Annotated in this window: 22 protein-coding genes and 1 pseudogene; 2 read left to right on the top strand and 21 right to left on the bottom strand. The window is 56.9% G+C overall.

What is annotated here, in order from left to right:
* Nucleotides 1–1,515, top strand: a complete 1,515-nt coding sequence (locus ACXAH8_RS22105; protein WP_475220673.1) for a malonate--CoA ligase — start codon at nucleotides 1–3, stop codon at nucleotides 1,513–1,515.
* A 413-nt stretch (nucleotides 1,516–1,928) separates the two neighbouring features.
* On the opposite strand, the gene ACXAH8_RS22100 is transcribed toward ACXAH8_RS22105, so the two are convergent.
* The 6 genes and pseudogenes from ACXAH8_RS22100 to ACXAH8_RS22075 form a co-directional block, all read right to left on the bottom strand.
* Nucleotides 1,929–3,218: an L-fuconate dehydratase gene (locus tag ACXAH8_RS22100; protein ID WP_475220672.1), complete on the bottom strand. Its 1,290-nt coding sequence runs from the start codon at nucleotides 3,216–3,218 to the stop codon at nucleotides 1,929–1,931.
* Nucleotides 3,215–4,060, bottom strand: a complete 846-nt coding sequence (locus tag ACXAH8_RS22095; RefSeq protein ID WP_475220671.1) for a fumarylacetoacetate hydrolase family protein — start codon at nucleotides 4,058–4,060, stop codon at nucleotides 3,215–3,217. Before ACXAH8_RS22095 ends, ACXAH8_RS22100 begins: the two co-directional genes overlap by 4 nt.
* Nucleotides 4,061–4,075: 15 nt before the next feature.
* Nucleotides 4,076–4,825: an SDR family oxidoreductase gene (locus tag ACXAH8_RS22090; protein ID WP_475220670.1), complete on the bottom strand. Its 750-nt coding sequence runs from the start codon at nucleotides 4,823–4,825 to the stop codon at nucleotides 4,076–4,078.
* A gap of 7 nt (nucleotides 4,826–4,832) precedes the next feature.
* Nucleotides 4,833–5,140: pseudogene (locus ACXAH8_RS22085) on the bottom strand (L-rhamnose mutarotase).
* A gap of 20 nt (nucleotides 5,141–5,160) precedes the next feature.
* Nucleotides 5,161–6,270, bottom strand: a complete 1,110-nt coding sequence (locus ACXAH8_RS22080; RefSeq protein ID WP_475220669.1) for a mandelate racemase/muconate lactonizing enzyme family protein — start codon at nucleotides 6,268–6,270, stop codon at nucleotides 5,161–5,163.
* A gap of 5 nt (nucleotides 6,271–6,275) precedes the next feature.
* A complete protein-coding gene (locus tag ACXAH8_RS22075; RefSeq protein WP_475220683.1) occupies nucleotides 6,276–6,995 on the bottom strand; it encodes an ATP-binding cassette domain-containing protein in 720 nt (239 codons plus the stop codon).
* 244 nt (nucleotides 6,996–7,239) lie between these two features.
* Between ACXAH8_RS22075 and ACXAH8_RS22070 the strand changes: the two genes are divergently transcribed.
* Nucleotides 7,240–8,022: an IclR family transcriptional regulator gene (locus ACXAH8_RS22070; protein WP_475220668.1), complete on the top strand. Its 783-nt coding sequence runs from the start codon at nucleotides 7,240–7,242 to the stop codon at nucleotides 8,020–8,022.
* A 100-nt stretch (nucleotides 8,023–8,122) separates the two neighbouring features.
* Here ACXAH8_RS22070 and ACXAH8_RS22065 read toward each other — a convergent pair whose 3' ends face one another.
* From ACXAH8_RS22065 to ACXAH8_RS21995, 15 genes are all read right to left on the bottom strand, one after another.
* Nucleotides 8,123–9,001 (bottom strand): DMT family transporter, encoded by an 879-nt coding sequence (locus tag ACXAH8_RS22065; RefSeq protein ID WP_475220667.1) that lies wholly within the window; start codon nucleotides 8,999–9,001, stop codon nucleotides 8,123–8,125.
* Nucleotides 8,998–9,717, bottom strand: a complete 720-nt coding sequence (locus ACXAH8_RS22060; protein ID WP_475220666.1) for a TfuA-like protein — start codon at nucleotides 9,715–9,717, stop codon at nucleotides 8,998–9,000. Before ACXAH8_RS22060 ends, ACXAH8_RS22065 begins: the two co-directional genes overlap by 4 nt.
* Nucleotides 9,714–10,907, bottom strand: a complete 1,194-nt coding sequence (locus tag ACXAH8_RS22055; protein WP_475220665.1) for a YcaO-like family protein — start codon at nucleotides 10,905–10,907, stop codon at nucleotides 9,714–9,716. The genes ACXAH8_RS22060 and ACXAH8_RS22055 overlap by 4 nt, the downstream gene beginning before the upstream one ends.
* 121 nt (nucleotides 10,908–11,028) lie before the next feature.
* Nucleotides 11,029–11,397 carry a hypothetical protein gene (locus ACXAH8_RS22050; protein WP_475220664.1) on the bottom strand — a complete coding sequence of 123 codons (369 nt, stop codon included), beginning with the start codon at nucleotides 11,395–11,397 and terminating at the stop codon, nucleotides 11,029–11,031.
* Between the two features lie 572 nt (nucleotides 11,398–11,969).
* On the bottom strand, nucleotides 11,970–12,614 hold the full coding sequence (locus ACXAH8_RS22045; protein WP_475220663.1) for a lysophospholipid acyltransferase family protein: 645 nt from the start codon (nucleotides 12,612–12,614) through the stop codon (nucleotides 11,970–11,972).
* Nucleotides 12,615–12,895: 281 nt separating this feature from the next.
* The gene (locus ACXAH8_RS22040; protein ID WP_475220662.1) at nucleotides 12,896–13,303 is read right to left on the bottom strand and encodes a universal stress protein; all 408 of its coding nucleotides are present in this window, start codon (nucleotides 13,301–13,303) and stop codon (nucleotides 12,896–12,898) included.
* Nucleotides 13,304–13,374: 71 nt separating this feature from the next.
* On the bottom strand, nucleotides 13,375–14,385 hold the full coding sequence (locus ACXAH8_RS22035) for an Ldh family oxidoreductase (RefSeq protein ID WP_475220661.1): 1,011 nt from the start codon (nucleotides 14,383–14,385) through the stop codon (nucleotides 13,375–13,377).
* A gap of 49 nt (nucleotides 14,386–14,434) precedes the next feature.
* Nucleotides 14,435–15,616: a UxaA family hydrolase gene (locus tag ACXAH8_RS22030; protein ID WP_170467617.1), complete on the bottom strand. Its 1,182-nt coding sequence runs from the start codon at nucleotides 15,614–15,616 to the stop codon at nucleotides 14,435–14,437.
* Nucleotides 15,617–15,628: 12 nt separating this feature from the next.
* Complete coding sequence (locus ACXAH8_RS22025) at nucleotides 15,629–15,919, bottom strand: UxaA family hydrolase (protein ID WP_475220660.1); 291 nt, start codon at nucleotides 15,917–15,919, stop codon at nucleotides 15,629–15,631.
* An 11-nt stretch (nucleotides 15,920–15,930) separates the two neighbouring features.
* Nucleotides 15,931–16,911, bottom strand: a complete 981-nt coding sequence (locus tag ACXAH8_RS22020) for a zinc-dependent alcohol dehydrogenase (RefSeq protein WP_475220659.1) — start codon at nucleotides 16,909–16,911, stop codon at nucleotides 15,931–15,933.
* Nucleotides 16,908–17,630: an SDR family NAD(P)-dependent oxidoreductase gene (locus tag ACXAH8_RS22015; RefSeq protein ID WP_475220658.1), complete on the bottom strand. Its 723-nt coding sequence runs from the start codon at nucleotides 17,628–17,630 to the stop codon at nucleotides 16,908–16,910. The genes ACXAH8_RS22020 and ACXAH8_RS22015 overlap by 4 nt, the downstream gene beginning before the upstream one ends.
* Before the next feature lie 41 nt (nucleotides 17,631–17,671).
* Nucleotides 17,672–18,979, bottom strand: coding sequence for a histidinol dehydrogenase (gene hisD, locus ACXAH8_RS22010; protein WP_170689176.1), 1,308 nt, complete (start codon nucleotides 18,977–18,979; stop codon nucleotides 17,672–17,674).
* Nucleotides 18,980–18,989: 10 nt separating this feature from the next.
* Complete coding sequence (locus ACXAH8_RS22005; RefSeq protein WP_170378176.1) at nucleotides 18,990–20,318, bottom strand: TRAP transporter large permease; 1,329 nt, start codon at nucleotides 20,316–20,318, stop codon at nucleotides 18,990–18,992.
* Between the two features lie 11 nt (nucleotides 20,319–20,329).
* Complete coding sequence (locus ACXAH8_RS22000) at nucleotides 20,330–20,845, bottom strand: TRAP transporter small permease (protein WP_170378174.1); 516 nt, start codon at nucleotides 20,843–20,845, stop codon at nucleotides 20,330–20,332.
* A gap of 115 nt (nucleotides 20,846–20,960) precedes the next feature.
* Nucleotides 20,961–22,106 (bottom strand): TRAP transporter substrate-binding protein, encoded by a 1,146-nt coding sequence (locus ACXAH8_RS21995; RefSeq protein ID WP_170378172.1) that lies wholly within the window; start codon nucleotides 22,104–22,106, stop codon nucleotides 20,961–20,963.
* Between the last annotated feature and the right edge of the window lie 10 nt (nucleotides 22,107–22,116).

Below are 22,116 nucleotides of genomic sequence, written 5' to 3'. Positions count from 1 at the left end.
ATGGCCAATCCTCTCTATGACGGTTTGTTCGGCGCTCACGCCGGTAAGGACACACCTTTTTTGCATCTGCTCGACGGTTCGGTGATAACGCATCAGGACTTTCTGAACACCGCAGCGCAGATCGCCCACCTGACCACACAGTTAGGCCTAAAACCCGGCGACCGGGTTGCGGCGCAGATCGAGAAATCAGCAGAAGCGCTGGCCCTCTATGCCGCCTGCGCGCAGGCCGGCCTGGTGTTTTTACCCTTGAATACCGCCTATACCGTCGATGAGCTGACCTACTTTATTGAAAACAGCGGTGCCTCGCTGATTGTCTGTGACGCCAAAAGTGAAGAGAAACTTGCCCCCATTGGCGCGCAACTGAGCGCGCGCGTAGAGACCCTGAACGCGGATGGCAGCGGTAGCCTGATGGAAAAGGCATCGGTTATGCCTATCAGTTTCGACACAGTCGATCGGGACGGCGAGGATTTGGCGGCATTCCTCTACACATCGGGCACCACGGGCCGGTCCAAGGGCGCGATGTTGACCCAGAACAACCTGTTGTCGAATGCCGAAACGCTCGTCGAAGAATGGCGTTTCACATCCGACGATGTGCTGCTGCACGCGCTGCCGATCTTTCACACTCACGGACTGTTTGTGGCAACCAATGTGTCCCTGGCTGCGGGCAGCAGCATCATTTTCATGCCTAAGTTCGATCTGGATGAGATTATCCGTCAGTTGCCTCAGGCCACGACGATGATGGGCGTACCCACTTTCTATACCCGCCTGTTGGATGACGATCGGTTCACAAGCGAACTGGCCGAACACATGCGCCTGTTTGTTTCCGGTTCCGCGCCCTTGCTGGCGGAAACGCATGTGCAGTTCGAACAGCGCACCGGACACCGCATACTCGAACGCTACGGCATGACCGAAACCAACATGAATACGTCAAACCCCTATGAAGGGGAGCGTCGCGCAGGCACCGTTGGCGTGCCACTGCCCGGGGTTGAACTGAAAATCTGCGACTCTGACGGCAACGCCCTGCCCAATGGCGAGATCGGAGAGATCGAGGTGCGCGGACCAAACGTATTCAAAGGCTATTGGCAAATGCCTGAAAAAACCGCGGCCGAGCTACGGGAGAACGGCTTTTTCATCACCGGCGATCTGGGCCGGATCGATGAAGAGGGCTATGTCCAGATCGTAGGCCGAAACAAAGACCTGATCATCTCAGGTGGCTATAACATCTACCCCAAGGAGATTGAACTGGTGCTCGATGACCAACCCGGCGTGCTGGAAAGCGCCGTCGTTGGCGTACCCCACCCAGACTTCGGAGAAACGGTTCTTGGTGTGATTGTCGCGGAAACGGGCGAGACCCCAAACCTTGAACAGATGCAGGCTGCGGTATGCAACAGCCTCGCGCGGTTCAAACACCCCCGCAAGTTGATCCTGATGGATGAACTTCCCCGCAACACCATGGGCAAGGTTCAAAAGAACATCCTACGTGAACAGTACAAGGATATGTTCGTGGCCGCATGAGAGGATGCCGTTTTTCCGATCAAACAATGCAACGTCGGGGTAACTGCGGCTTGCCCCAATTTTGCAAAAGCCGTGCGCGAAAAACACGTTAGATGTCACTTAGTCAAACCTGTCGAGGAGTCTCGGTCTGTTCGCAGATATACATATTTTCTTAACCCGCATGACGAATCAGCTGGCCATGCGTCATGGTATGGTTCGAAAACTTGAGCCAATACTTGGATGATGTCATGTATAGCGCATGGCGGGTCAAAGTTTCCTTCAGTAAACCGGCGTTGCGCCAGAGCCTCGGTTGTACCAAGCAAAACAAACGGGCGGTCCTAAAGGCCGTTTTCCCAAAGTTGAACGTTTTGTATCTCCTTCAGGTCGGGTAAAGCGCAGCCCGATTGATGTTATTAGAGGCAGGCCATAGGGGTTTATTCGGCTGCCATTGGGGACAGAAACCGAAAATCTCTGATGCTGTTGCGTTTCATCTCGATCGAGAACCCGGGCTGCGTTGGCGCCAAATAGGCCCCGTTCTTCACCAGGCAGGGGTCGATAAAATGCTCATGCAGGTGATCGACATATTCGATCCGCTTGCTATCCTTCTCGCCCGAGATCGCGACGTAGTCGATGATCGACATATGCTGGACGTATTCGCACAGGCCCACGCCCCCGGCATGGGGCCAAACCGGCAATTCGTATTTCGCGGCCATCAGCATGACCGCCAGCACCTCGTTCAGCCCACCCATCCGGCAGCCGTCGATCTGAACGATATCGATCGCGCCTTCCTTGATGAACTGCTTGAACATGATCCAGTTCTGGCACATCTCGCCCGTCGCCACCTTGACCGGAGCGACACCTTCCCGGATCGCCTTGTGGCCAAATATGTCGTCGGGGCTGGTGGGTTCTTCGATGAAGAAGGGCCGCGCAAAGGACAGCGCCTTGACCCAGTCGATCGCCTGATCGACCTCCCAAACCTGATTGGCGTCGATCATGATGTTCACGTCGTCGCCCAGCACTTCGCGGGCGATGGTCAGGCGGCGAATGTCGTCATCCAGATCGCGGCCAACCTTGAACTTGGTGTGGGTAAAGCCCGCTTCCTTGGCCTCCTGACATAGACGGCGCAGCTTGTCGTCGGGATAGCCCAGCCAGCCCGCCGAGGTCGTGTAGCAGGGGTAGCCTTCGGCCCTCAGTTTCGCGATGCGTTCCGCTTTACCCGGTTCAGAGACACGCAGCATCGCCAGCGCCTCATCCGGAGTGATCGCATCGGTCAGATAGCGGAAGTCGATCAGGCGCACGATCTCTTCGGGGGTCATTTCGCTGACCAATTGCCAGACGGGTTTGCCCGCCTCTTTGGCCCACAGATCCCACGCGGCGTTCACGACCGCGCCGGTCGCTAGGTGGATCGCCCCCTTGTCGGGACCAATCCAACGCAGTTGGCTGTCGCCGGTGATATGACGCCAGAACCGGCCCATATCTTCGGCGATCCAGTCCAGCTCCAGCCCTTTGATCAACGCACCGAGGGCTTGGATCGCGGCCACACAGATCTCATTGCCGCGCCCGGTGGTGAAGGTCAGCCCGTGGCCCTCATGCGCGCCGTCGGTTTCCAGCACCAAATAAGCCGCCGAGTAGTCGGGGTCGGGGTTCATCGCATCCGACCCGTCCAGACTGTCCGAGGTTGGGAACCTCAGATCCTCGGTCCGAATGCCGGTAATCCGGGTCACTTGCTGGCCTCAACGGTTTGGCGCTGAACGCCCAACCCTTCGATCCCCAGCTCCATCCGGTCGCCGGGCTTGAGGTAGGTCTGCGGGGTCTGCCCCATGCCCACGCCCGGAGGCGTCCCGGTCGAGATCACATCGCCCGGCTGCAGCGACATGAATTGCGACAGATGCGAGATCACGGTTGCTACGTCAAAATGCATCGTCTTGGTCGAGCCGTCCTGATAGCGATGCCCGTTCACCTCAAGATACATTGGCAGGTTTTGCGGATCCGAGACCTCATCGCGCGTCACCAGCCATGGGCCGATGGGGCCAAACGTGTCGGCGGACTTGCCTTTGACCCACTGGCCCGAACGGTGCAGCTGAAAGTCGCGTTCGGACAGATCGTTGACCACGCAATAGCCCGCAACGTGGTCCAGCGCGTCCTCAACGGATACGTATTTGGTATGCTTGCCGATGACGACGCCCAGCTCGACCTCCCAATCAGTCTTGACCGAGTTTCGGGGTATTTCCACAGTGTCATCAGGCCCCATGATCGCCGAGGTCGCCTTGAAGAAGATCACCGGCTCTTCGGGCAGCGCCATGCCGGATTCAGCGGCATGGTCGGCATAGTTCAGGCCGATGCAGATGAACTTGCCCACCTGACCGACACAGGCCCCAATGCGCTGCGTACCTTCGACCACGGGCAGAGCATCCACATCCAAAGCGCGCAGGGCATCAAGTCCGGCATCCGACAGCGCGTCGCCCGCGATATCGCCAATGACACCCGACAAATCGCGGATCGTGCCACTCTCATCCATCAGGCCGGGCTTTTCTTGTCCAAACGGACCGTAACGCAGCAGTTTCATCTCAAATCTCCCTGATCAAACGGTCCAGCCGCCATCGATGGCGAAGGTCTGTCCGGTGGTGAATGCGGTCTCATCGCTGCCCAGATAGACGGCCAAGGCGGCAACCTCGTCCGCGTGACCGATGCGGCCCATGGGCTGGCGCGCGATGAAGTCTTTCATTGCCTGCTCGTAGTCGCCGGTGGCGCGCAGGCGGTCGTGCAGACTGGGGCTGTCGACGGTGCCGGGGCAGATCGCGTTGCAGCGGATGCCCTGCGTGATGAAGTCGGCAGCGATGGATTTCGTCAGGCCAATCACAGCCGCTTTGGACGCACAATACGAGAAACGGTTCGGCACGCCTTTGATCGACGAGGCGACCGAGGACATGTTGATGATCGAGCCACCGCCATTCTCCAACATGCCGGGCAGAACCAGCTTTGCTAGCCGGTACATTGCCTTGACGTTCAGATCAAAGCTGAAATCCCATTGGTCATCGTCACATTCAAGGATCGAACCGGCGCCAACGAAACCTGCGCAGTTGAACAACACGTCCAACTCTCCGGCGGTCGCGACCACCTCGGCCACCGCGTCCGCATCGGTGACGTCCAGCTTCAGAGCCGTGACACCCTCGATCGCAGCCAGTTCTGCAAGCGTTGCATCATTGATATCGCAGGCAATCACCTGCGCGCCTTCGACCACGTATTTCTCGACGCTGGCGCGGCCGATGCCCTGCCCTGCTGCGGTTATCAGTGCTTTCTTTCCGGCCAGACGGCCCTGTGATTTGGTCATGTCGTCCTCAATCCGTATGGAATACTTCAATCATGGGTGCCCATTGCTCGCCTTCGGCGCGGCTGGGCAGAGGGTTTTGGCAAGGGTCGGTGAAACTCCACCATTCCCGCGTTTTGGGGTCTTGCGCCATGCGGCCATATCCCCTTTGAAATCGGTGTCGTGATATTCCCAGTACCCAAACAGCAGGTTCTCGGGTTGACGCAAAATGATCGTGTAGTTGCGGATATTGTTTTTGGAGATCTGAGCCAGCACATCCGGCCAGAAGGCAGCGTGCAGACGCTTGTATTCGCATAGCTTTTTGGGCTTCGCTGCCATCACCATGGCCATACCTTGCATCATGCGCCCTCCCTGATCTCAATCGGCGTGGACTGGGCGGCGATGGCCTTCCAGTCCCACGCGATACCAAGCCCGGGCACATCTGACGGAAAGGCAAGCCCATCCTCAATGCGTATCGCGTCCGTCGTAACGCTGTCGAGCTGTGGGATGTATTCCAGCCATTTTGCATTTGGCACCGCACAGACCAGTGGCAGATGCAGTTCCATCAAAAAATGCGGGCAGACCATGACGTTATACGCCTCGGCCAGATGCGCCACTTTCAACCATGGGGTAATGCCTCCGATCCGCGCCACATCAGCCTGCACAATACTGGCCGCGCCCGCGTGCAGATAGTCTTTGAACTGGCTCAGCGAGTACATGCTTTCGCCGACGGCTATCGGCATCGAAGTCCGGCGCGACAGCTCGGCGTGGCCTGCGACGTCATCTGCGGGCAAAGGCTCCTCGAACCAGCCGATATTATAGTCTTCCAAAACCTGAGCTCGGCGGATCGCTTCAGACAGGGTAAAGCCCTGATTGCCATCGGTTAGGATTTCATATCCCGGCCCAACCGCTTCACGCACCGCAGCCAAACGGGAGGCATCCTCGCTTAGGTGGTCTCGCCCGATCTTGATTTTCGAGCCGCGGAACCCCTGCCCCTGCATCGCCAGCGCGTCATCGACCAAGGCCCGTGTGTCCAGATGCAGCCAACCGCCCTCGGTCGAATAGAGCGGGATGCGATCCCGCGATCCCCCCGCGGCTTTCCACAGCGGTAGCCCTTGTTTGCGGCAGCGCAAATCCCAAAGAGCGGTATCAATCGCGGCCAAAGCAAGCGAAGTGATCGCCCCCACCGCCGTCGCATGTGTCAGGAACAACAGATCGCGCCAGATGCCTTCGATCCGATCCGCATCTTGCCCTATCAGAGCGGGTGCCAGCGTTTTTTCAAGCAGCGCCATAACCGACGGGCCGCCGGTGCCGATGGTATAGCAGTAGCCCACACCCTGCGCCCCGTCGCTATCGGTCACGGTCACGATGGGCGTTTCCTGGCTGACGAAGGACTGGATGGCATCTACACGTTTGACCTTTGGGATCAGGTCAAACATGCGCAGTTCGATATGGGTGATGGTGGCCATGGTGCTTACCCTCTCAGCGCCTCGCCGGTGCCCGCGTCCAAGACGTGGCATTTGTCGGGAACCAGATGGAATGGCAGCGTCTCAACCGGATCCACTGGGCGCGGGTTGAACATCTTGGCCTGGACCTCGACCCCTGCCAGATCGGCAAGCAGCGGGGTTTCGGTGCCCAACGGTTCTTCCAGTGCAACCGTGAGCTCCAGATCGACCAAAGCGCCCTTTTCCTCGACCGCGTGGCCGACCTGCATGAGATTGTCGGCGCGGTAGCCGTATTGAACCACATGTCCCGCTCTTACAAGGTCGCGCGTCGAGGCCGGGACCGTGAGCGCATCCTTCAGAATGGTGCGGTCAGCCAGCGTCATTTCCTCGACCTGATCATGGGTCACGTAGATGATGGCATTGGCGACGCGCTGGCGCTGACCACCGGACAGTTCCGCTGGTTTGTCGCCCATCAATTCGTCCGGCTCAAGGATCGCCGCGACCTCGGTCTCGACCTTGGTGATTTCGGCCTCGGGGCGTTTGGCGATCTGAAGTGTGAAGCCCAGATTCTCGCGCACGGTCATATCCGGGTACAGCGCGTAGTTCTGGAACATGATCGCGATGTTACTTTCACGCGGAGGCAGGTCGTTGACCGCCCGGCTGCCGATGGAAATCTCACCATCGGATTTATCCTCGAACCCCGTGATCATGCGTAAAGTTGTGGACTTTCTGCAGCTTCGGCGAACGATCCACAGTTCGATTCGGCATGCGTTGCCGCTACTCGCAAAACGGCGCGGCTTTCAAGCAAGCTACATATTTTACGGAACGAATTCATCACTTGCTACTCCCTGAATTCTTTTTTGGCAGCTCTCGCGTGCCATTGTTTTTTGCATGTAAATCAGTTATTCACTTTTAAATCAACATTGACATCTACTGCGCATTCAAGTCACTTTGCCCACGCATTCGCACGCAAGCGCGAATTGGGAGGAAAACGTGCCGGCTACTTCAGAGAAATATCGTGCCCCTGCACTTGAGAAGGGTTTGGACATTATTGAGTTGCTATCGCAGCATGCAGATGGGCTGGCGCAAGGTGACATTGCACGCGCTCTGAATCGGTCCCAGAGCGAGATTTACCGGATGTTGTCCACGCTGGTGCGGCGCGGTTATGTGATCCGGTCCCATGAAGATGATCTCTATTCACTCAGTCTGAAGATGTTTGCGATTTCCCAAAGGTATCCTCCGGTCGAGCGGTTGCTTGAGATGGCGACACCCAAAATGCGCGCCGTAACGCGAAAGGCCTGGCAATCCTGCCATATGGGGATGGAAAGCAATGGAGACATAGTTGTTGTCGCCTCGATCGCCTCGCCCGGGAACTGGGGCTTGGCGTTGCGCGTCGGAACCGTGATTGGCCTTGGGAATACCGGCACCGGCCGCGTTCTTGCTGCATTTCGCAGTGACGCCGACCTTGACGACCTGCTGGACAATCACAGGCTTGCGCAAGGTGAGCCGGAATTGGACGTCGTTGAATTCAAGGAACATGTCGCCCGCATACGCGAATTGGGCTACGAGCGAATGCCGTCAGCCACAGCTGTTGGTGTGACGAACCTCGCCTACCCTGTGCTGGACCAAGAAGGGCAGGCAATCAGCGTTGTGAACTGCCCATTTTTGGAAAGGATCGATCAGCTTGAAGTTCCGGGAATTGAAGACGTGCATCAACTCTACAAATCGCTGGCGGAAGAATTGACCAATTTCTATACGGGCAAGTCGCAAGCCTGACCTACCAGTCGCTTGTCACCACGGGATAAGGTCAGGCAGGCTAGTACATATCCGTCCTGGTTCATGTGAGAAGAGGCTGTTTTCGCCAAAAATCGCATCTTTAAACAAGAGTTGCGCTCTCTTTGGTTTTGTTAGCTAAAAGACCGCCAACTGTGATGAGACCAGCGCCTATCCAGCCCCACAAATCGGGCAAGGTATTCCAGATCAAATATCCGAAGAATACTGCCCAGAGCATTCCGGAATACTCAATCGAGGCCAGTGTACTAATTGGTGAGAAGGAACATGCTGACGTTCTGAAATACACACACAAAGCGCCACAAACACCCAGCAAGCCAACGAGCCAGATGTCGGAAGAACTTGGAACGTAGCTCCCATAGGGAACCAAAACAGCGGCTGCGGCAAAGACCATGAGATACTCATATCCAGCGATTGCTTCCGGTTTATCCCGTCTTGAAAGGGCACGCGCTGTGATTAAGCCGAGTGCGCTACACAACGCCGCCGCCAATGGAAAAAAGGCTGCCACGTTAAGACCTAGGCCCGGCGGGCGTATCAAAAGTAAAGCGCCCATAGCACCTGAAACGAGTGCAAGTAGTTGTGGAAGCCCGGGATGTTCTCGAAACACAAGTGAAGACAAGACCATCGAAAAGATAGGCGCGACCATGAAAATCATGGTCACTTCGGCAAGCGGCAAATTTTGAAGGCCGGAAATGAAAAAGTACATTGTGCCTAGGGTCAGCAATCCCCTGGCCATCAATAGTAGCCATCTTGGTGAGGCCAAAGATCTCCAGTTTCGAGGCGCAATGAACATAAGGAAAAACACAAGGCCAAAGGCGCTTTCAAACAAGATGATCTGAAGCCCGGAATACGTCTCGGATAATACCTTGGCGACCGCGTCCATCGCAGACATAAAAAACACGCCAAGCGCAAAGTAAGCTGGACCATTGGCGTAGAGTTGCGATGATTTGAGGCGGGCGATCATGACGTGAGCTGATCAAAAATCGACGTGCGTTCCAGCCGAAAGCGCGCAGTGAACGGACCAGGTGTTTCGCGTAGAAATGCGTTCATAGACTTAAGCATTTCGATCGCATCAATTTTCTTCAGATTGACCGTATTGTTCTCAAGCCATCGTTCAAGCCGAAGCAATTCATCGGGTTGAACATTGTCCTGTTCGCCGAGGTGCAGCATGTGTTTGTACGAGCGGTTGGAGAAATACTCTTGATCCATAAGAATCAGGAGCTTATCGGCCGTTCCTTGAGAAATTATTTTGTTTTCCGAAGCAACTTCAAGTGTTGCTCTGATGTTTACAAGCGGCTCTGACAGCGACGGGTATTTCAGTTCTGCAGGTCCGTGATTTAAAGCAACCTCGTCGTCACGCGTCAATAGACCGTCGCGGTATTCCTCAAAGATGCGGCCAACCCCTTGCATGCCAAAACTATGCAGTTCCGCTGCCCTCAAGGCGCCCATGCTGGAGCTGCCGAATACATGTACACCCTGATCAAGCGCCCAGAGTATTTCCTTGTGCAAGACAGACGGTGTGAACTGAAAATAGCCGTCAATTATTCCGATGGCGCGTGGCTTTCGCGCGACCGCATCCAATACATCCCCCTGAGCCGCCGGCGGCAGATACTCACCCGCTAAAATCTGTTTGGCTTCACTTTCGTGAATGGTGGGGCCGCAGAAAACAAAAACGGTCATTGCATTAACTCTGTCGCATTTTGCGCACGCAATCCCGGCGTGTAGCGCGGGTCGTCATGCGGCCCCTCCAACCCGGGAACAAGAACCCTTACAACAGCAATGTGGGCGGAAACATAGTCGACTGTAATGTCGATGAAGCAGGCGCCGTCAAGCCCAGCTGCAATCAATCGCGATTTGAGCCAAACAAGATCTCCCTCGGGAGATTTGCTTTCATACGACTGCCTGGAGTCAAAACTCAGGCATCCAGGTCGGGCAATCGTTTCTTGGAACTTCATCTCAGAGTAGTAGTCCGAGTGCAGATCATCGCGCGCGCCTGTGATCAATGTCAGTCGTTCCTGTGCAGCTTCTGTCAGGGCGCGCGAGAGCGCGATCTGCCGACAAGGGTGACACCCTGCGCCGACAGATGGGCGCGAGAGAAGTATCGGCACGTTTCCGTTTTCACATGCCCATACCAAGTAGGCGGGCACGCCGATTTCCGTCGTCACGTCCCAGATCGCCAAGTTTATGTCTGCGTCCTTGAATTTGCTTAGGGTCTGGCACAAACCGTGATCTTCGATCGTCCGTTGATCAATTCGACGTGCGTCACGCTCTTGCCACGGCAAACGCGACCATAGCGCAACAGCGTCCCGTTCGATCACCTCGCACAAGCCGTGTATCTTTGCCTCGGAAAGTGAGTTGCCCGAGGCCAGACCGTTCGAACTCGACAGGAAGAACCCGCTCCCGGGTGGGAGAGGGCGCGTGTAGTTTGTATGTACCAATTCGTAGGGAACCCACACATTTCCGGAACCCGTCAATAGTTGCATTTCGATCCAGAGGTTCGGTGCGAAAGGATCAAACTCCAACTCATTGCTAAGCGGCAACTGATCAACTGGCAAAACACTGTGTGTGTATCTGATATCTTCAAGGCTCGCGAGTATGACCGGAGCCACAATGCGTTCCGCGTGGAAAATCTCGATGGACTCCATCACGGCAGAAGCGACCGCAGCGTCATATGTCACGCCCTTCCCTTGAGAAACGGCCATTGATCGCGAGTTTGGCCTGCATACGACGGTTGTCGGTAGCCCAACACGATCAAGCCCCGTGACATCCGCTATACGCGTGATGCCAAAAACCGGAAACAGGTCCCGCAAAAGCTCAACCGTCTGCTTGGGCGAGCGAATGCGATGTGTCCCATCAAAATATTGTTTCAAACCAAGTTCTCACGCGACTGGGAACAACCTATCAGTGCGCGCAATGACGATTCATACTGCGCGACACGAATGTTGGCTCAAAGGCTTGAGCCAACACTCAAATACGTTGTTTGGACTGGTTTTAAGCAGTTGGTTGAATCTTCGCCCCGACTTGGGCCGGATCAATCTTTGCTCCCAGTTGAGACGGGTCAATTTTGGCTCCGTGTTGGCCGGGGTCAATCTTGGCACCAATTTGGCGTGGATCGATCTTGGCCCCGATTTGGCCCGGGTCAATCTTTGCACCCAGCTGAGACGGGTCAATTTTGGCTCCATGCTGGCCGGGGTCAATCTTGGCACCGACCTGCGAAGGGTCACCGTGGCATACGTCTTCGGTAGTGATCGCAGAGTGGCGATGTGCAGAATTGGTACCTGGCTGAGCAAAAACTCCGGATTGATCGATGGTGATCAGACGGCCATCAGGCGCACGAACAGTTCTTTTGTTTTCAAACATTTAATTTCTCCCTTTGTTGGAATCGTCGTTCAAATTTGTTTTGCACTTCAAGAACCAGAGCGCGCCTTTCACTAACATAGAATTTGCATGATCACCAAGGCGCATGACTGGCGCTTTTCCAGATGAGTTGGAATGAGAACCTACGTTCAGGCCAAAAGGAAAGGCATCGGTTTGACAGACTTTGGAGCTGTAAGCCTTCTCAAACCTAAAGCAAAACTTGTTGTTTGGTGCTCCTTCATTGCGTGACGAATTTCGGCACTATCGGCCGAAACGGGGCCGTCAAATTTGGCCGGGCGTGACCTAGTTTTCTGGCATTGGTCGCTGTCTGCGCAACTGTCGATTGACTCGCTGTCACCTCTCCAGGCACAAACTCGAATGGTCTGCGCAGTCGATATTCTTTCTATTTGAAGCTGTGTTTGCGGCAAAAGCGCAGACCACAATGCAGAACAAACTGCATGTCTTCCAAGCCCATGAACCGAACGCTGTGTGCAAGGTGCAATGAGCAATAGTTGTATGCACTAAACAGTCTCGCCTACCCAAGTCGCTCTCTTTTTGATTGGCCCTAAGGGAGATCAACGCCGACTGGTCAAAGAGACAGTGTGCCTTCTTAGAAAGCTGAGTAGGTCCCGTGGATTGCCGGCCCGTTTTTCAATCTCGTCTCTCTCGATAGGGTCACCGACGATCGGGCGCTGGGGTTTATCCAAGGCATGCCGCACTTCGTACAAAAGCAACCCTTGGCGCAGCGTGGCGGAGACATTGCTGGCGATTTGATATGCGCGACTGTTGCGTCCGGGAAAGTGAATGGGGACAACTGTGGCCCCAGAGCGCTGGATCAACTTGGCTGTAAAGGGATTCCATTCGCGTTCGACCGCAGGCCCCCACCAACTGCCCGACGAGGCAACAACCCCGGAAGGGAACAATGCGATTAACCCTCCGTTCGCAAGATGCTCCATAGCTTTTCGGCGCATTTCCAGGCTCTTTTCAAGAGCGTCGGGTTCATGATCAAAGGGGACCGGGATCATGAACTGGTCAATCTCAACGACACCCGTCAGCAGAGAACGCGTTAGAATTTTATAGTCGGTTCGGACCTGACCGATCAGTTCGGCCAGGATCATGCCGTCGACAAGTCCGTGCGGGTGATTGGCGACAACCACCACGGGCCCTTTGCTCGGGATTTGACGAATTTCTTCATCGGGTGTTTGCAGCGCGATGCCCATCACCTCGAGGGCCTGCCCCCAGAAGGGTTGCCCAACGGGCACGCCCATTGCCTCGAATTTTCGGATGCGACGCAACAAATGGAATTTGCTTGTAGTCAGCTCAATAGCTTTGATCGCCCATCGCTGTACCGGGTTGCTGAATGTGGACGCATAAGACAAGCGGCGCCGATCATAGGGCTGCTCGCTCAGGTTTGTTCCGTCGCTCTGGCCAAGCAAAAGCCGAGTCTCTTTGTCCGGGCGGCCAGTACCGGGCCTTTTGAGGGTCTGAGACCCCTTACCTCTCATCGAAGGATAAAGACGGAGCACGGCGCGCGGCGTGAAATACGCGACGCCGTCGAGCCCAGAAGATAGTCTCGAACGCCAGGTTTGTGAGATCCGACAATAACCAAATCAACATGGTTCTCGCGGGCAAACTCCGCAACCTTCAGGCCGGGCTTGCCAGTGATAACCTCGGTCGAGATGTCGTCCGCGCCGTTCGCAAGGCGATCCAGTTCGTCCTTGATGCGCGCTGTTAGGTGGTTCTCGGGTTTCGACTCCACGAATTCGGCGACGAAACCGGGTATGTCTTCCAGCACTGTCAACAAGGTCATCCGGCCGTCTTCGGCAAGCAGACGGCGCCCAGCGGCGATTTTGTTGGCGACAACGCCTTCGTGGTCCAGAGCAACCGGGATGAGAATGTGCTTGTACATAGTCAGTTCCTTTGTCGATTTAGGGGGCGTTTGTGGCGGCCGTGCCGCGGGAAACGATCATCTTGGTGGCCTCAGACACTTGCACGCGCGAGTTCGCGAGCCAGATCAAGATATTGACCGGGAACCGCTATGCCATGCGCCTGCGCGCGGCTGATCGAGTTTGCCCTCCGATCCCCCGGAAGCCGTGCGCCTTCGAGGCTTTCGATGGCCGTTAGCACCATTTCGAGACGATCCGTGAAGGCGTCCAGATTGCTCGGGCTCATGGCAAGCAGGAACTGCCCGGACCCCGGAGAAGGACCCTCCGCATCAAAAAAAGAAGCCACGCCCAAGCTGGGGTTTGCACCGGTGAAAACCGAGGCAAAAACCTCGACTATCAAGGCGAGGACGGTTCCCTTTGCACCTCCGGCTGGGGCCATAGAACCAGCCAATGCGGCGGCTGGGTCGGTCGTGGGCTTGCCGTCTTTGTCAAAGGCCCAGTCCGGAGGGATGGGCTGGCATGTCTTTTTAGCATGCATGACCTTGCCGCGCGCAACATTCGAAAGCGCCAGATCAATCACCAGTGGCGGCGCATCGCGCCGCGGAGCTGCAAAGGCGATGGGGTTGGTGCCAAAAACCGGGCTCGCGGCGCCCCAGGGTGCGATTGCCGGAGGGGCATTGGCAAACATCAAGCCGACAAGACCCTCAGCAGCGAGCCTTTCGACTTGCACCGACAACGTCCCCGCATGATGTGAATTTTTGACCGACATCGTGGCCGTGCCGTATGAACGCGCCACGCTTATGCCCTGTGAGATGGCATGATCCAGCGCCGGGTACGCAAAACCGAAATCGGCGTCAGTGGAAATCGCTGTTTGACTGGTCAGGCGAGAAGTAATTTTTGCGTCCCGGTTAATCTTTCCGCTGCGCACCTGCGCGACATAGTCCCCGAGGCGCGAAAACCCGTGACCCGCCTGGCCTTCGGCTTCTGCCGCCACCAGCGCATTTGCGACGGACTCAGAGTGTTCCTTGGAAACCCCCTGAGCCATCAATGCACCTGAAATGAGGGCCTTAGCCTCGGAAAGGCTGATGTTTTCCGCGTGTTCCATGGTGTTGTTTTTGTGGCGGGGCGGCACCTTTGGGCCGCCCCTGCCCGACTTAGGCGCTGCGATAGAGCTTGGTCATCGAGAATTCGCGATGGCCAAGCGCTTCGGCGGCTGTGTTGCGGCCATTGGCTGTGCGGCGGATCATGTCGATCAGTGCATCGCCCGCTTCGTCAATGGTCTGTTCCCGGCGCAGGATACCCGAAACGTCGACGTCCACGTGCTCTCCCATCGTCCGCACAGTCCGAGGGTTCGCAGTGATCTTGATAACCGGAACAATCGGGTTGCCCACCACATTGCCTTGACCCGTAGGGAAAGTGTGGATGACTGCGCCACCGGCCGCCATCAGGGTCACACACTCCGCAGCGGCCGAGGAACTGTCCATGAAGTAAAGCCCTGCGCCCGAGCTTGGCGCTTCGGCGGCATCGAGGATGTCGATATATTGCGAGGTCCGACCGATCTTTTCGAGGTTGCCCAAGGCTTTTTCCTCAATCGTGGTCAGGCCGCCTTCGATGTTGCCTTTGGTCGGCTGGGAATCCGACAGGTCGTCGGTCTGGTGCGCAAAGATCACGTCGTCCTGATAGGCTTTCCACATCTTGTACCAGCGTTCGCCCACTTCTTCGTTGATCGCGCGCTTCTGGCAGATGTGCTCAGCGCCGGTAATCTCCGAAGTTTCGCCAAAAAAGCCGGTGATGCCTTCGGGTAGCAGCTTGTCATACATATTGCCAACCGTCGGGCAGGACCCTAGACCGGTGGTGGTGTCGGATTCACCGCATTTGGTCGAGATCCAAAGCTCGTTCAGCGCGCACTCTTCGCGCTGGTACTCCGAAGTCAGATGCACGAATTCCTTCGCGGCCCAGCTGGCCTGACGGATGGTTTCAAAGTCCCCTTTCTGCTCGATCGAGAATTCGGCCACCGGTTTGCCGGTTTCGCGAATGCCGTCCGCAATCCGTTTGGTCCAACCGGGCTCTATGCCGATCACGACAACAGCAGCTACATTGGGGTTCGCCCCGGTGCCAATCATGGTCCGGAAGTGCAGCTCCAGATCCGCGCCAAACTGCAGGCGGCCATAGGCATGCGGGATGGCCAGTGTGCCTTTGACGTTATTGGCAACGGCTTCGCAGGCCGCGTTCGAGATATCGTCGACCGGTAGGATAACCACGTGGTTTCGAACACCGACACGGCCATTCTCACGACGGTAAGCATGCACAGACATATTTTTAAAATCGAGTGCCATGAAGAGGACTCCTTACCAGCGCTTTGTTTTGCAGTTGTGGGTGTGGACGTGACCGCCTTTGGGAATGTCAGCGACAATCTTGCCAATGTCTTCGCCATACTTGATCGCGGTATCGCCGTCCTTGAAGTCTTTCAGCGCGATCTTGTGGCCGATTGGCACATCAGCGCCCGATGTGAGGCGGAAGGTCGAATTGTCATGGGTTACGCAGACCAGCATATCGGTGCCGGCCGTCAGGCCCTCGACCACGACAACACCGACATTGTCGGCATGTTCGTGGACGAGCAAGTGGGGGATTTCAGCCATTTGTAGTCTCCTCAGGCGTCAGGTTTTAGAATGATTTTCGGGGCCGCAACGCGCCCTGCCAGAATGTCCTCGAAGGCATGCGCGCCATCTGACAACGGGCGGCTTTCCACCCAGTCCAGCGCGCCCAGCCTGCCCTCGAACATGGCGGCGGCGGTGTCGCGGAAATCTTGTGCGGTATAGGTGTAGGTGCCGATAAAGGTGATCTCTTGCAGGGTCATGCGACGCACATCCAGACCGCCTGTGTCTTCACCCAGGCCGATATGCAGAACCACACCTCCAGGCTTGGCAGCTGCAGAAGCAGCTGCCCTTGTTGCCGCAAATCCGACAGCGTCGACAACAACAGGGAACTCGCCCTGAACCTCCTTGGCGACTTGCATCCCGCAGGTGGAGGAGAGGTATTCTCGGCGGATGTCATTTCTCTCGACGATTAAAACTTCCTCAAAGTCCATCGCTTGCAGGGACAAAGCGGCGGCCACTCCAATTGCGCCACCACCAATGACAAGCGCGTGGCGAGATTCCGATGGATGCAGCGCCTCAACGCCAAGTCGGGCCGCATGCCAGCCGACGGCGATGGGTTCGGCCAGTGCTGCCTTGGCCAGTGAAACATCGTCAGGAACCGTGACCAAATTGGCTTCGGGGATGCGTACAAGCTCAGCGAAAGCGCCCTCGCGCGGGGGCATCGAGATGATCTGCCGCGTTGGACACAGGTTTTCACGTCCGGAAACACAGGCCGGACATGCACCGCAATTGACCAGAGGGTTGATCGTCACACGCTCACCTGCGCGAGGTCCGCCAACGATGGTGCCAGCCGCTTCGTGCCCAAGGATAAGAGGGGCCGGGCGACGGTTGTCGTGACCCAGATAGGCATGCATGTCCGAGCCACAGATGCCCACGCTTTCCACCCGGATCAGCGCCTCGCCCAGCTGTGGGGTTGGGTCCCTGGTCTCTTCGTAAGACAGGGCTTTAACTTCTGTATAAACAAGAGCTTTCATTTGGCGGTGAACCCTCCATCCAGCATCAGGATTTGGCCGGTCACGTAGCGAGAGGCTTCTGAACACAGAAAGAGCAGAGGCCCATCGAGATCTCCGAGCGCCCCGTTGCGGCCAATGCAAGTTTGAGCTGCGTTACGTTCGGCCCGTTCGGGATCAGCAAAGACCGCCGCAGTCAGTTCGGTCTCAAAAAAGCCCGGACCAATTGCATTCACATTGATCCCCGCAGACGACCACGCTTCGGCCATGGCGCGGGTCATTTGGGCCACGCCGCCCTTTGACGCCCCATAGGGCAGCCCGTTTGGAAAGGCCCGAAAGGATTGCAGCGACGCAAAATTGAGGATCCGTCCCCAGCCTTTTGCCTTCATGGCCGGAACAAAAGCCTGGCTCAGGAAGAAGGGGGCAGACAAGTTGACCGCGAGGGTCGCGTTCCAAATGTCTGGTGACAGGTCCTCGGCAGGCAATCTTGGGTTGAGACCCGCAGCGTGAACAAGAATATCCGGCGCGCCGAACGGAGCAGCGATTTCGCGCACCAGCTCCGGTTGGTTTTCAAGATCGGCCACATCGCCTGCGACCACGGCAACGTTTCCGCCCATCTCGTCCGCCCAGCTTGCCAAGGCTTCGGCGCGGCGGGCGACGCCCACCACCTTTGCACCGGACTTTGCCAAGATCGTTGCCGCTTGTTGTCCGAGGCCAGAACTGGCCCCGGTCACAACGGCCACGTGACCGTCAACGCTAAATAATCGTGAGGAAGACAAGTGTTTTAGCCTTGCGCCGTCAGGTTGAATTCTTCGTCTGGGAAGTACTTCTTCAGGCGGATGTCAGCCGTGCGCGCGTGGCCTTCCATGCCTTCGAGGCGTGCAATCCGTGCGGTCGCTTCAGCGACGGGCTTGGCTCCTTCACGGGTCGCGCGCTGCCAGGTCACGATTTTCATGTACTTGTGTACACTCAAGCCACCTGTGTAGCTGGCCGCCCCAGAGGTCGGCAGGACGTGGTTCGTGCCTGCCGCCTTGTCGCCAAAGGCCACGGTGGTTTCTTCGCCCAAAAACAACGAGCCATAGCAGCTGAGGCGATCCAACCACCACTCCAGATCCTCCGCCTGAACCGTCAGGTGTTCGGGTGCATAAGCATCGGATGTTGCGGCCATTTCCTCACGGTCCGCGCAAAGGATGACCTCTGCGTAATCGCGCCAGGCGGCGGTGGCATTGTCGCGGTTCACTTCTGGCAGATCGGCAATCAGCTCTGGCACCAGCCGCATGACCTCTTCAGCCAGCGCGCGGTCATCGGTGACCAGCCAAACCGGCGAGTTATAACCATGCTCGGCCTGACCCACGAGATCGGCTGCAACCACCATCGGATCGGCTGTATTGTCGGCCAGGATCAGGCTGTCGGTCGGGCCGGCAATCATGTCGATGCCGACACGGCCGAACAGCATCCGCTTCGCCTCAGCCACGAACTGGTTTCCCGGACCTACGAGAATATTGGCCTTGGGCAAGCCAAACAGGCCAAACGTCATCGCCGCAACGCCCTGAACACCGCCCATGGCCAAGATTTTGTCTGCACCACAGATATGCGCCGCATAGATGATGGCAGGCGCGATACCCACATCAGGACGTGGCGGCGAGCAAGCGACGATGTGCTTGCACCCAGCGACTTTCGCCGTTGTGACGGTCATGATCGCGCTTGCGATGTGGCTATACCGCCCGCCGGGCACATAGCAGCCTGCAGCATCCACCGGGATCGCCTTCTGACCGGCGATAAAGCCCGGCACAACCTCAGTTTCAAAGTCTTTGACCGTGCCCAACTGCGCTTCGGCGAACTTCTTAACGTTGGCGTGGCTGAACTGGATGTCCTGCTTCAGCTTTTCGGGCACGAGGGCCGAGGCAGCCTCGATGGCCTCAGGTGACAACAGGATTTCACCATCGTAATTGTCAAACTTCCGGGCGTAGGCCATGGCTGCCTCATCCCCGCCGGCCTCAATTTCATCAAGAATGTCGCGGACGATTTTCTTGGTTTCTGAAGCATCGCTTTTCGAGGTCAGCGTCGCTTTTTTGAGATATTCTCTCGGCATTGATTGCTTCCTATTTGTAAATATCTGGCAGAAGAACGGTCGAGATCGTCGGCACGTAAGCGATGAACAGGGTGACGATCAGCATGAACAGGACGAACGGAATGGCGCGATAAGCGATCTTCAGGATCGACTCGCCCGTTATTCCTGCGACCACGAAAAGGTTCAGCCCCAAGGGTGGCGTGATAAAACCAACGCCCAAAGCGGTGATCATCATGATGCAGAACTGGATCTCGTTCATACCGATGTCATCCGCCAGCGGCTTTAGGATCGGCGCGAGGATCACGATGTTTGGGGTGGTCTCCATCACGCAGCCCGCTGCGATCAGAATGCCGACCATCATCAAGATCAGGACAAGTGGTTCGTCACTAACCGAGGTGGCGGCTGCTACAAAGCCCTGCGGTACACCAATGATGGCTAGGGCTTCTGCCAAAGGGGCCGAAAAGGCGATGATCGGCAGAATGACCCCGTTCACTTTGGCTGAACTGACCAGCATCGCTGGAAAATCGCTCAGGCTCAGAGTGCGCAGGATGAAGCCCATGACGATCGTTACCACTACGGCTGTCGCGCCTGCTTCGGTCGGCGTCAGACGACCCGAAAAGATGCCGTAGAAGATGATGCCGGGCACCAGAAAGGCATACCAACCGGACTTCAGGGCTTTGCCAAGCCGCGAGAAGTATTCGCCCATGCTGATGTTGCCCCCACCTTCCCAGCCTTTGAGGCGGTTCATGATGATGTTGGTGGCAAGAATGGACAGCAGGATCGCAATGCCAGGGATCAGAGCGGCCAGAAACAGTGTCGAGGCAGAAATCCCCAAAACAAGGCCGATGATGATATATGCGATCGATGGAGGGATCAGGATACCGGTACAGGCACCCGCAGCAACAAGAGCACAGGCATATGGCCGGGGGTATCCGGATTCGACCAGTCGGTCGATCGTCATGCGGCCAACAGCTGCTGCCCCTGCGGCGTCCGAGCCCGAAATCGCGGCGAACATCCCGCAGACAAGCACCGTGGCCGATCCAAAGCCGCCCTTGGCGAACTGAGTTAGAGCCTCGGCCACATCAAGAAATTTTCGACTGAGCCCGGTTCTTACTAGGACGTCGCCCGTTAAGATAAACAGCGGCACAGCCGTCAGCGCGAAAAAGTCGATGCCAGAGAACAGCTTTTCCCCGACGAGGCTCAAAGGCAAAGCCCCTGACCAGACAAGCATCAGGATCGCGGCAGAACCGATGGCGGCCCAGACGGGAACGGCAAGTGCGACAAGTACGACGAACAGGATGACCGGACCATAAAAATCCCAGCCGAGGACAACGGATTGATCGAGTTGATTCCAAAGCATGTCCAGCCCCCTCAGTCGAACAGTTTGTCACCTTCGTAAACGGGACGACCCGCACGAAGGTCCGCGATGTCGCGGAGGATGGATTGGAAGAGGCGAAGCAAAACCAGCGCGAAACCGATTGGAACGGCCATCAGAAACCAGACGCGACTGATGCGCAGACCGTCTGTGACAGATCCGAATTTCGCGGAAACGTGAACTGTTTCGTAGGAATAGTAGAGCGCCACGACCGACACGGCGACCATCACAAAATCCCCAAAGAGATAGAGTAGCGCCTTAATCCGCGGGCTGACATAGTGCATGATCACGTCAATGCGGATATGTCCGCGTTCACGAACCGCAGCGGCAGCGCCGATCCACGCGAGGTAGATGAACGAGTATCGGACGATTTCCTCGCCCCAAATCGAGGAATAGGACAACAACTCGCGCCGAAGCACTTCGATGAACATCGTCGCCACCAGCATCGTGTAGAACACGAGCAGCAGCCAGCGCTCGGCATTCCGGTTCAGTTCTTGCAGTATTCGTTGCATACAATCCTCCCGTTCACCGGCACCTCAAGGGCAGCCGGCAGCCGGATTTCCAAGTTGTCGTCAGATTTTTGGGGCGGCCGGTAACTATGCCGCCCCTGAAACGCGACGAGGCGTATCAAGCATCGTGGACGTAGTAGCGCCCTTTCGTGCCAGCCGCTTCTTCCAGCTTGGCAAAGTTGTCCATGGAACCGGCAAGCTCGACCTTGAATTCGTCCCAATCGGACAATTGGTACCCACCAGCGGCTTTCCATTCAGCCAGCTGATCCTCGCTGAGGCTGTGGAACTCGACACCTGCTTTGCGCAGTTCCGCCATTGCGTAGGTGCGCGCAGATGGAACCTTGGCCAGGTTCTGATGCGAGGTCAGCTCGCCCGCGAACTCGATGCCTTCCTGCACATCTGCGGGTAGCGAGTTGAACCATTCCAGGTTCATCGAGTAAATCTGGCTGTCCGGCACCGCTTGGGTAAAGGTGACATGGCTCAGGATGTCCTTGAAACCAAACACAAAGAGCGCCCCAACCGACGGGTCGAGAGCATCTGCCACGCCCTGCTTGATCGCCGAAGGCGTTTCGCCCCAGGCCACCGGCGTCGGGTTCGCGCCGACCATGCGATAGTACTGCTGCAGCATCTTCGAGCCGGGCACTCGGAACTTGACCCCCGCCATGTCGCCGGGCGTGATTACTGCGTTTCCGCCCTTGCGCACGGCCACAACGCGCGGGTCGATATTGATGTAGAAAAGCGCCTTGAAACCTGCGGCTTCGATCTTGGGGTGTACTTCGGCTTTCCACGCATCCGAGGTCACTAGGTTGGTGAAGCGCTGGTTCGAGCCACAGAAATAGGGCATGTTGATCAGGTCAGCCGCGCTCGCATAGGGCGCGAAGTTCGACAGGGAATGCTGTGCGCATTGGATGGTGCCAGCCTGCACCGCCTGCACCAAGGCACCACCTGCCCCGAGCTGACCACCCGGTGCCAGCTTGACATAGACCTTGCCATTGGTGGCGTTCTGGATGTTTTCCTTCAGGTCCAGCTGCATGATCGGATAGCTGCGCGACGCACCCAAGACATACGCTGTCGCAAGGGTCATCGTGAATTCCGCTGCATCCTCGCGCTCACGCTCTTCCTTGGCGGTCTGTGCCGCGGCCTCGCTGGACCACAAGGTCCCCGCAGCGCCTGCAACCAGAGCTGCGGTGAAGCTACCGCTTCCTGCCAGCTTCAAGAAGTTCCGGCGTGAAGCCGAAGTCAATTCCTGCTTTTCACGATCCATGTTTTCCTCC

It is taken from the genome of Ruegeria sp. ABV3_008 (assembly GCF_056161185.1).
The sequence above is the reverse complement of the archived record's forward strand: the minus strand, read 5'-3'. Positions and strand labels throughout refer to the sequence as shown.

Coding starts and splice junctions, on each gene's coding strand:
- ACXAH8_RS21995 (WP_170378172.1), bottom strand. CDS start 22,106: ATGGATCGTGAAAAGCAGGAATTGACTTCGGCTTCACGCCGGAACTTC.
- ACXAH8_RS22020 (WP_475220659.1), bottom strand. CDS start 16,911: ATGAAAGCTCTTGTTTATACAGAAGTTAAAGCCCTGTCTTACGAAGAG.
- ACXAH8_RS22050 (WP_475220664.1), bottom strand. CDS start 11,397: ATGTTTGAAAACAAAAGAACTGTTCGTGCGCCTGATGGCCGTCTGATC.
- ACXAH8_RS22025 (WP_475220660.1), bottom strand. CDS start 15,919: ATGGCTGAAATCCCCCACTTGCTCGTCCACGAACATGCCGACAATGTC.
- ACXAH8_RS22040 (WP_475220662.1), bottom strand. CDS start 13,303: ATGTACAAGCACATTCTCATCCCGGTTGCTCTGGACCACGAAGGCGTT.
- ACXAH8_RS22045 (WP_475220663.1), bottom strand. CDS start 12,614: ATGGGCATCGCGCTGCAAACACCCGATGAAGAAATTCGTCAAATCCCG.
- ACXAH8_RS22000 (WP_170378174.1), bottom strand. CDS start 20,845: ATGCAACGAATACTGCAAGAACTGAACCGGAATGCCGAGCGCTGGCTG.
- ACXAH8_RS22005 (WP_170378176.1), bottom strand. CDS start 20,318: ATGCTTTGGAATCAACTCGATCAATCCGTTGTCCTCGGCTGGGATTTT.
- ACXAH8_RS22065 (WP_475220667.1), bottom strand. CDS start 9,001: ATGATCGCCCGCCTCAAATCATCGCAACTCTACGCCAATGGTCCAGCT.
- ACXAH8_RS22035 (WP_475220661.1), bottom strand. CDS start 14,385: ATGGAACACGCGGAAAACATCAGCCTTTCCGAGGCTAAGGCCCTCATT.
- ACXAH8_RS22060 (WP_475220666.1), bottom strand. CDS start 9,717: ATGACCGTTTTTGTTTTCTGCGGCCCCACCATTCACGAAAGTGAAGCC.
- ACXAH8_RS22095 (WP_475220671.1), bottom strand. CDS start 4,060: ATGAAACTGCTGCGTTACGGTCCGTTTGGACAAGAAAAGCCCGGCCTG.
- ACXAH8_RS22105 (WP_475220673.1), top strand. CDS start 1: ATGGCCAATCCTCTCTATGACGGTTTGTTCGGCGCTCACGCCGGTAAG.
- ACXAH8_RS22080 (WP_475220669.1), bottom strand. CDS start 6,270: ATGGCCACCATCACCCATATCGAACTGCGCATGTTTGACCTGATCCCA.
- hisD (WP_170689176.1), bottom strand. CDS start 18,979: ATGCCGAGAGAATATCTCAAAAAAGCGACGCTGACCTCGAAAAGCGAT.
- ACXAH8_RS22030 (WP_170467617.1), bottom strand. CDS start 15,616: ATGGCACTCGATTTTAAAAATATGTCTGTGCATGCTTACCGTCGTGAG.
- ACXAH8_RS22090 (WP_475220670.1), bottom strand. CDS start 4,825: ATGACCAAATCACAGGGCCGTCTGGCCGGAAAGAAAGCACTGATAACC.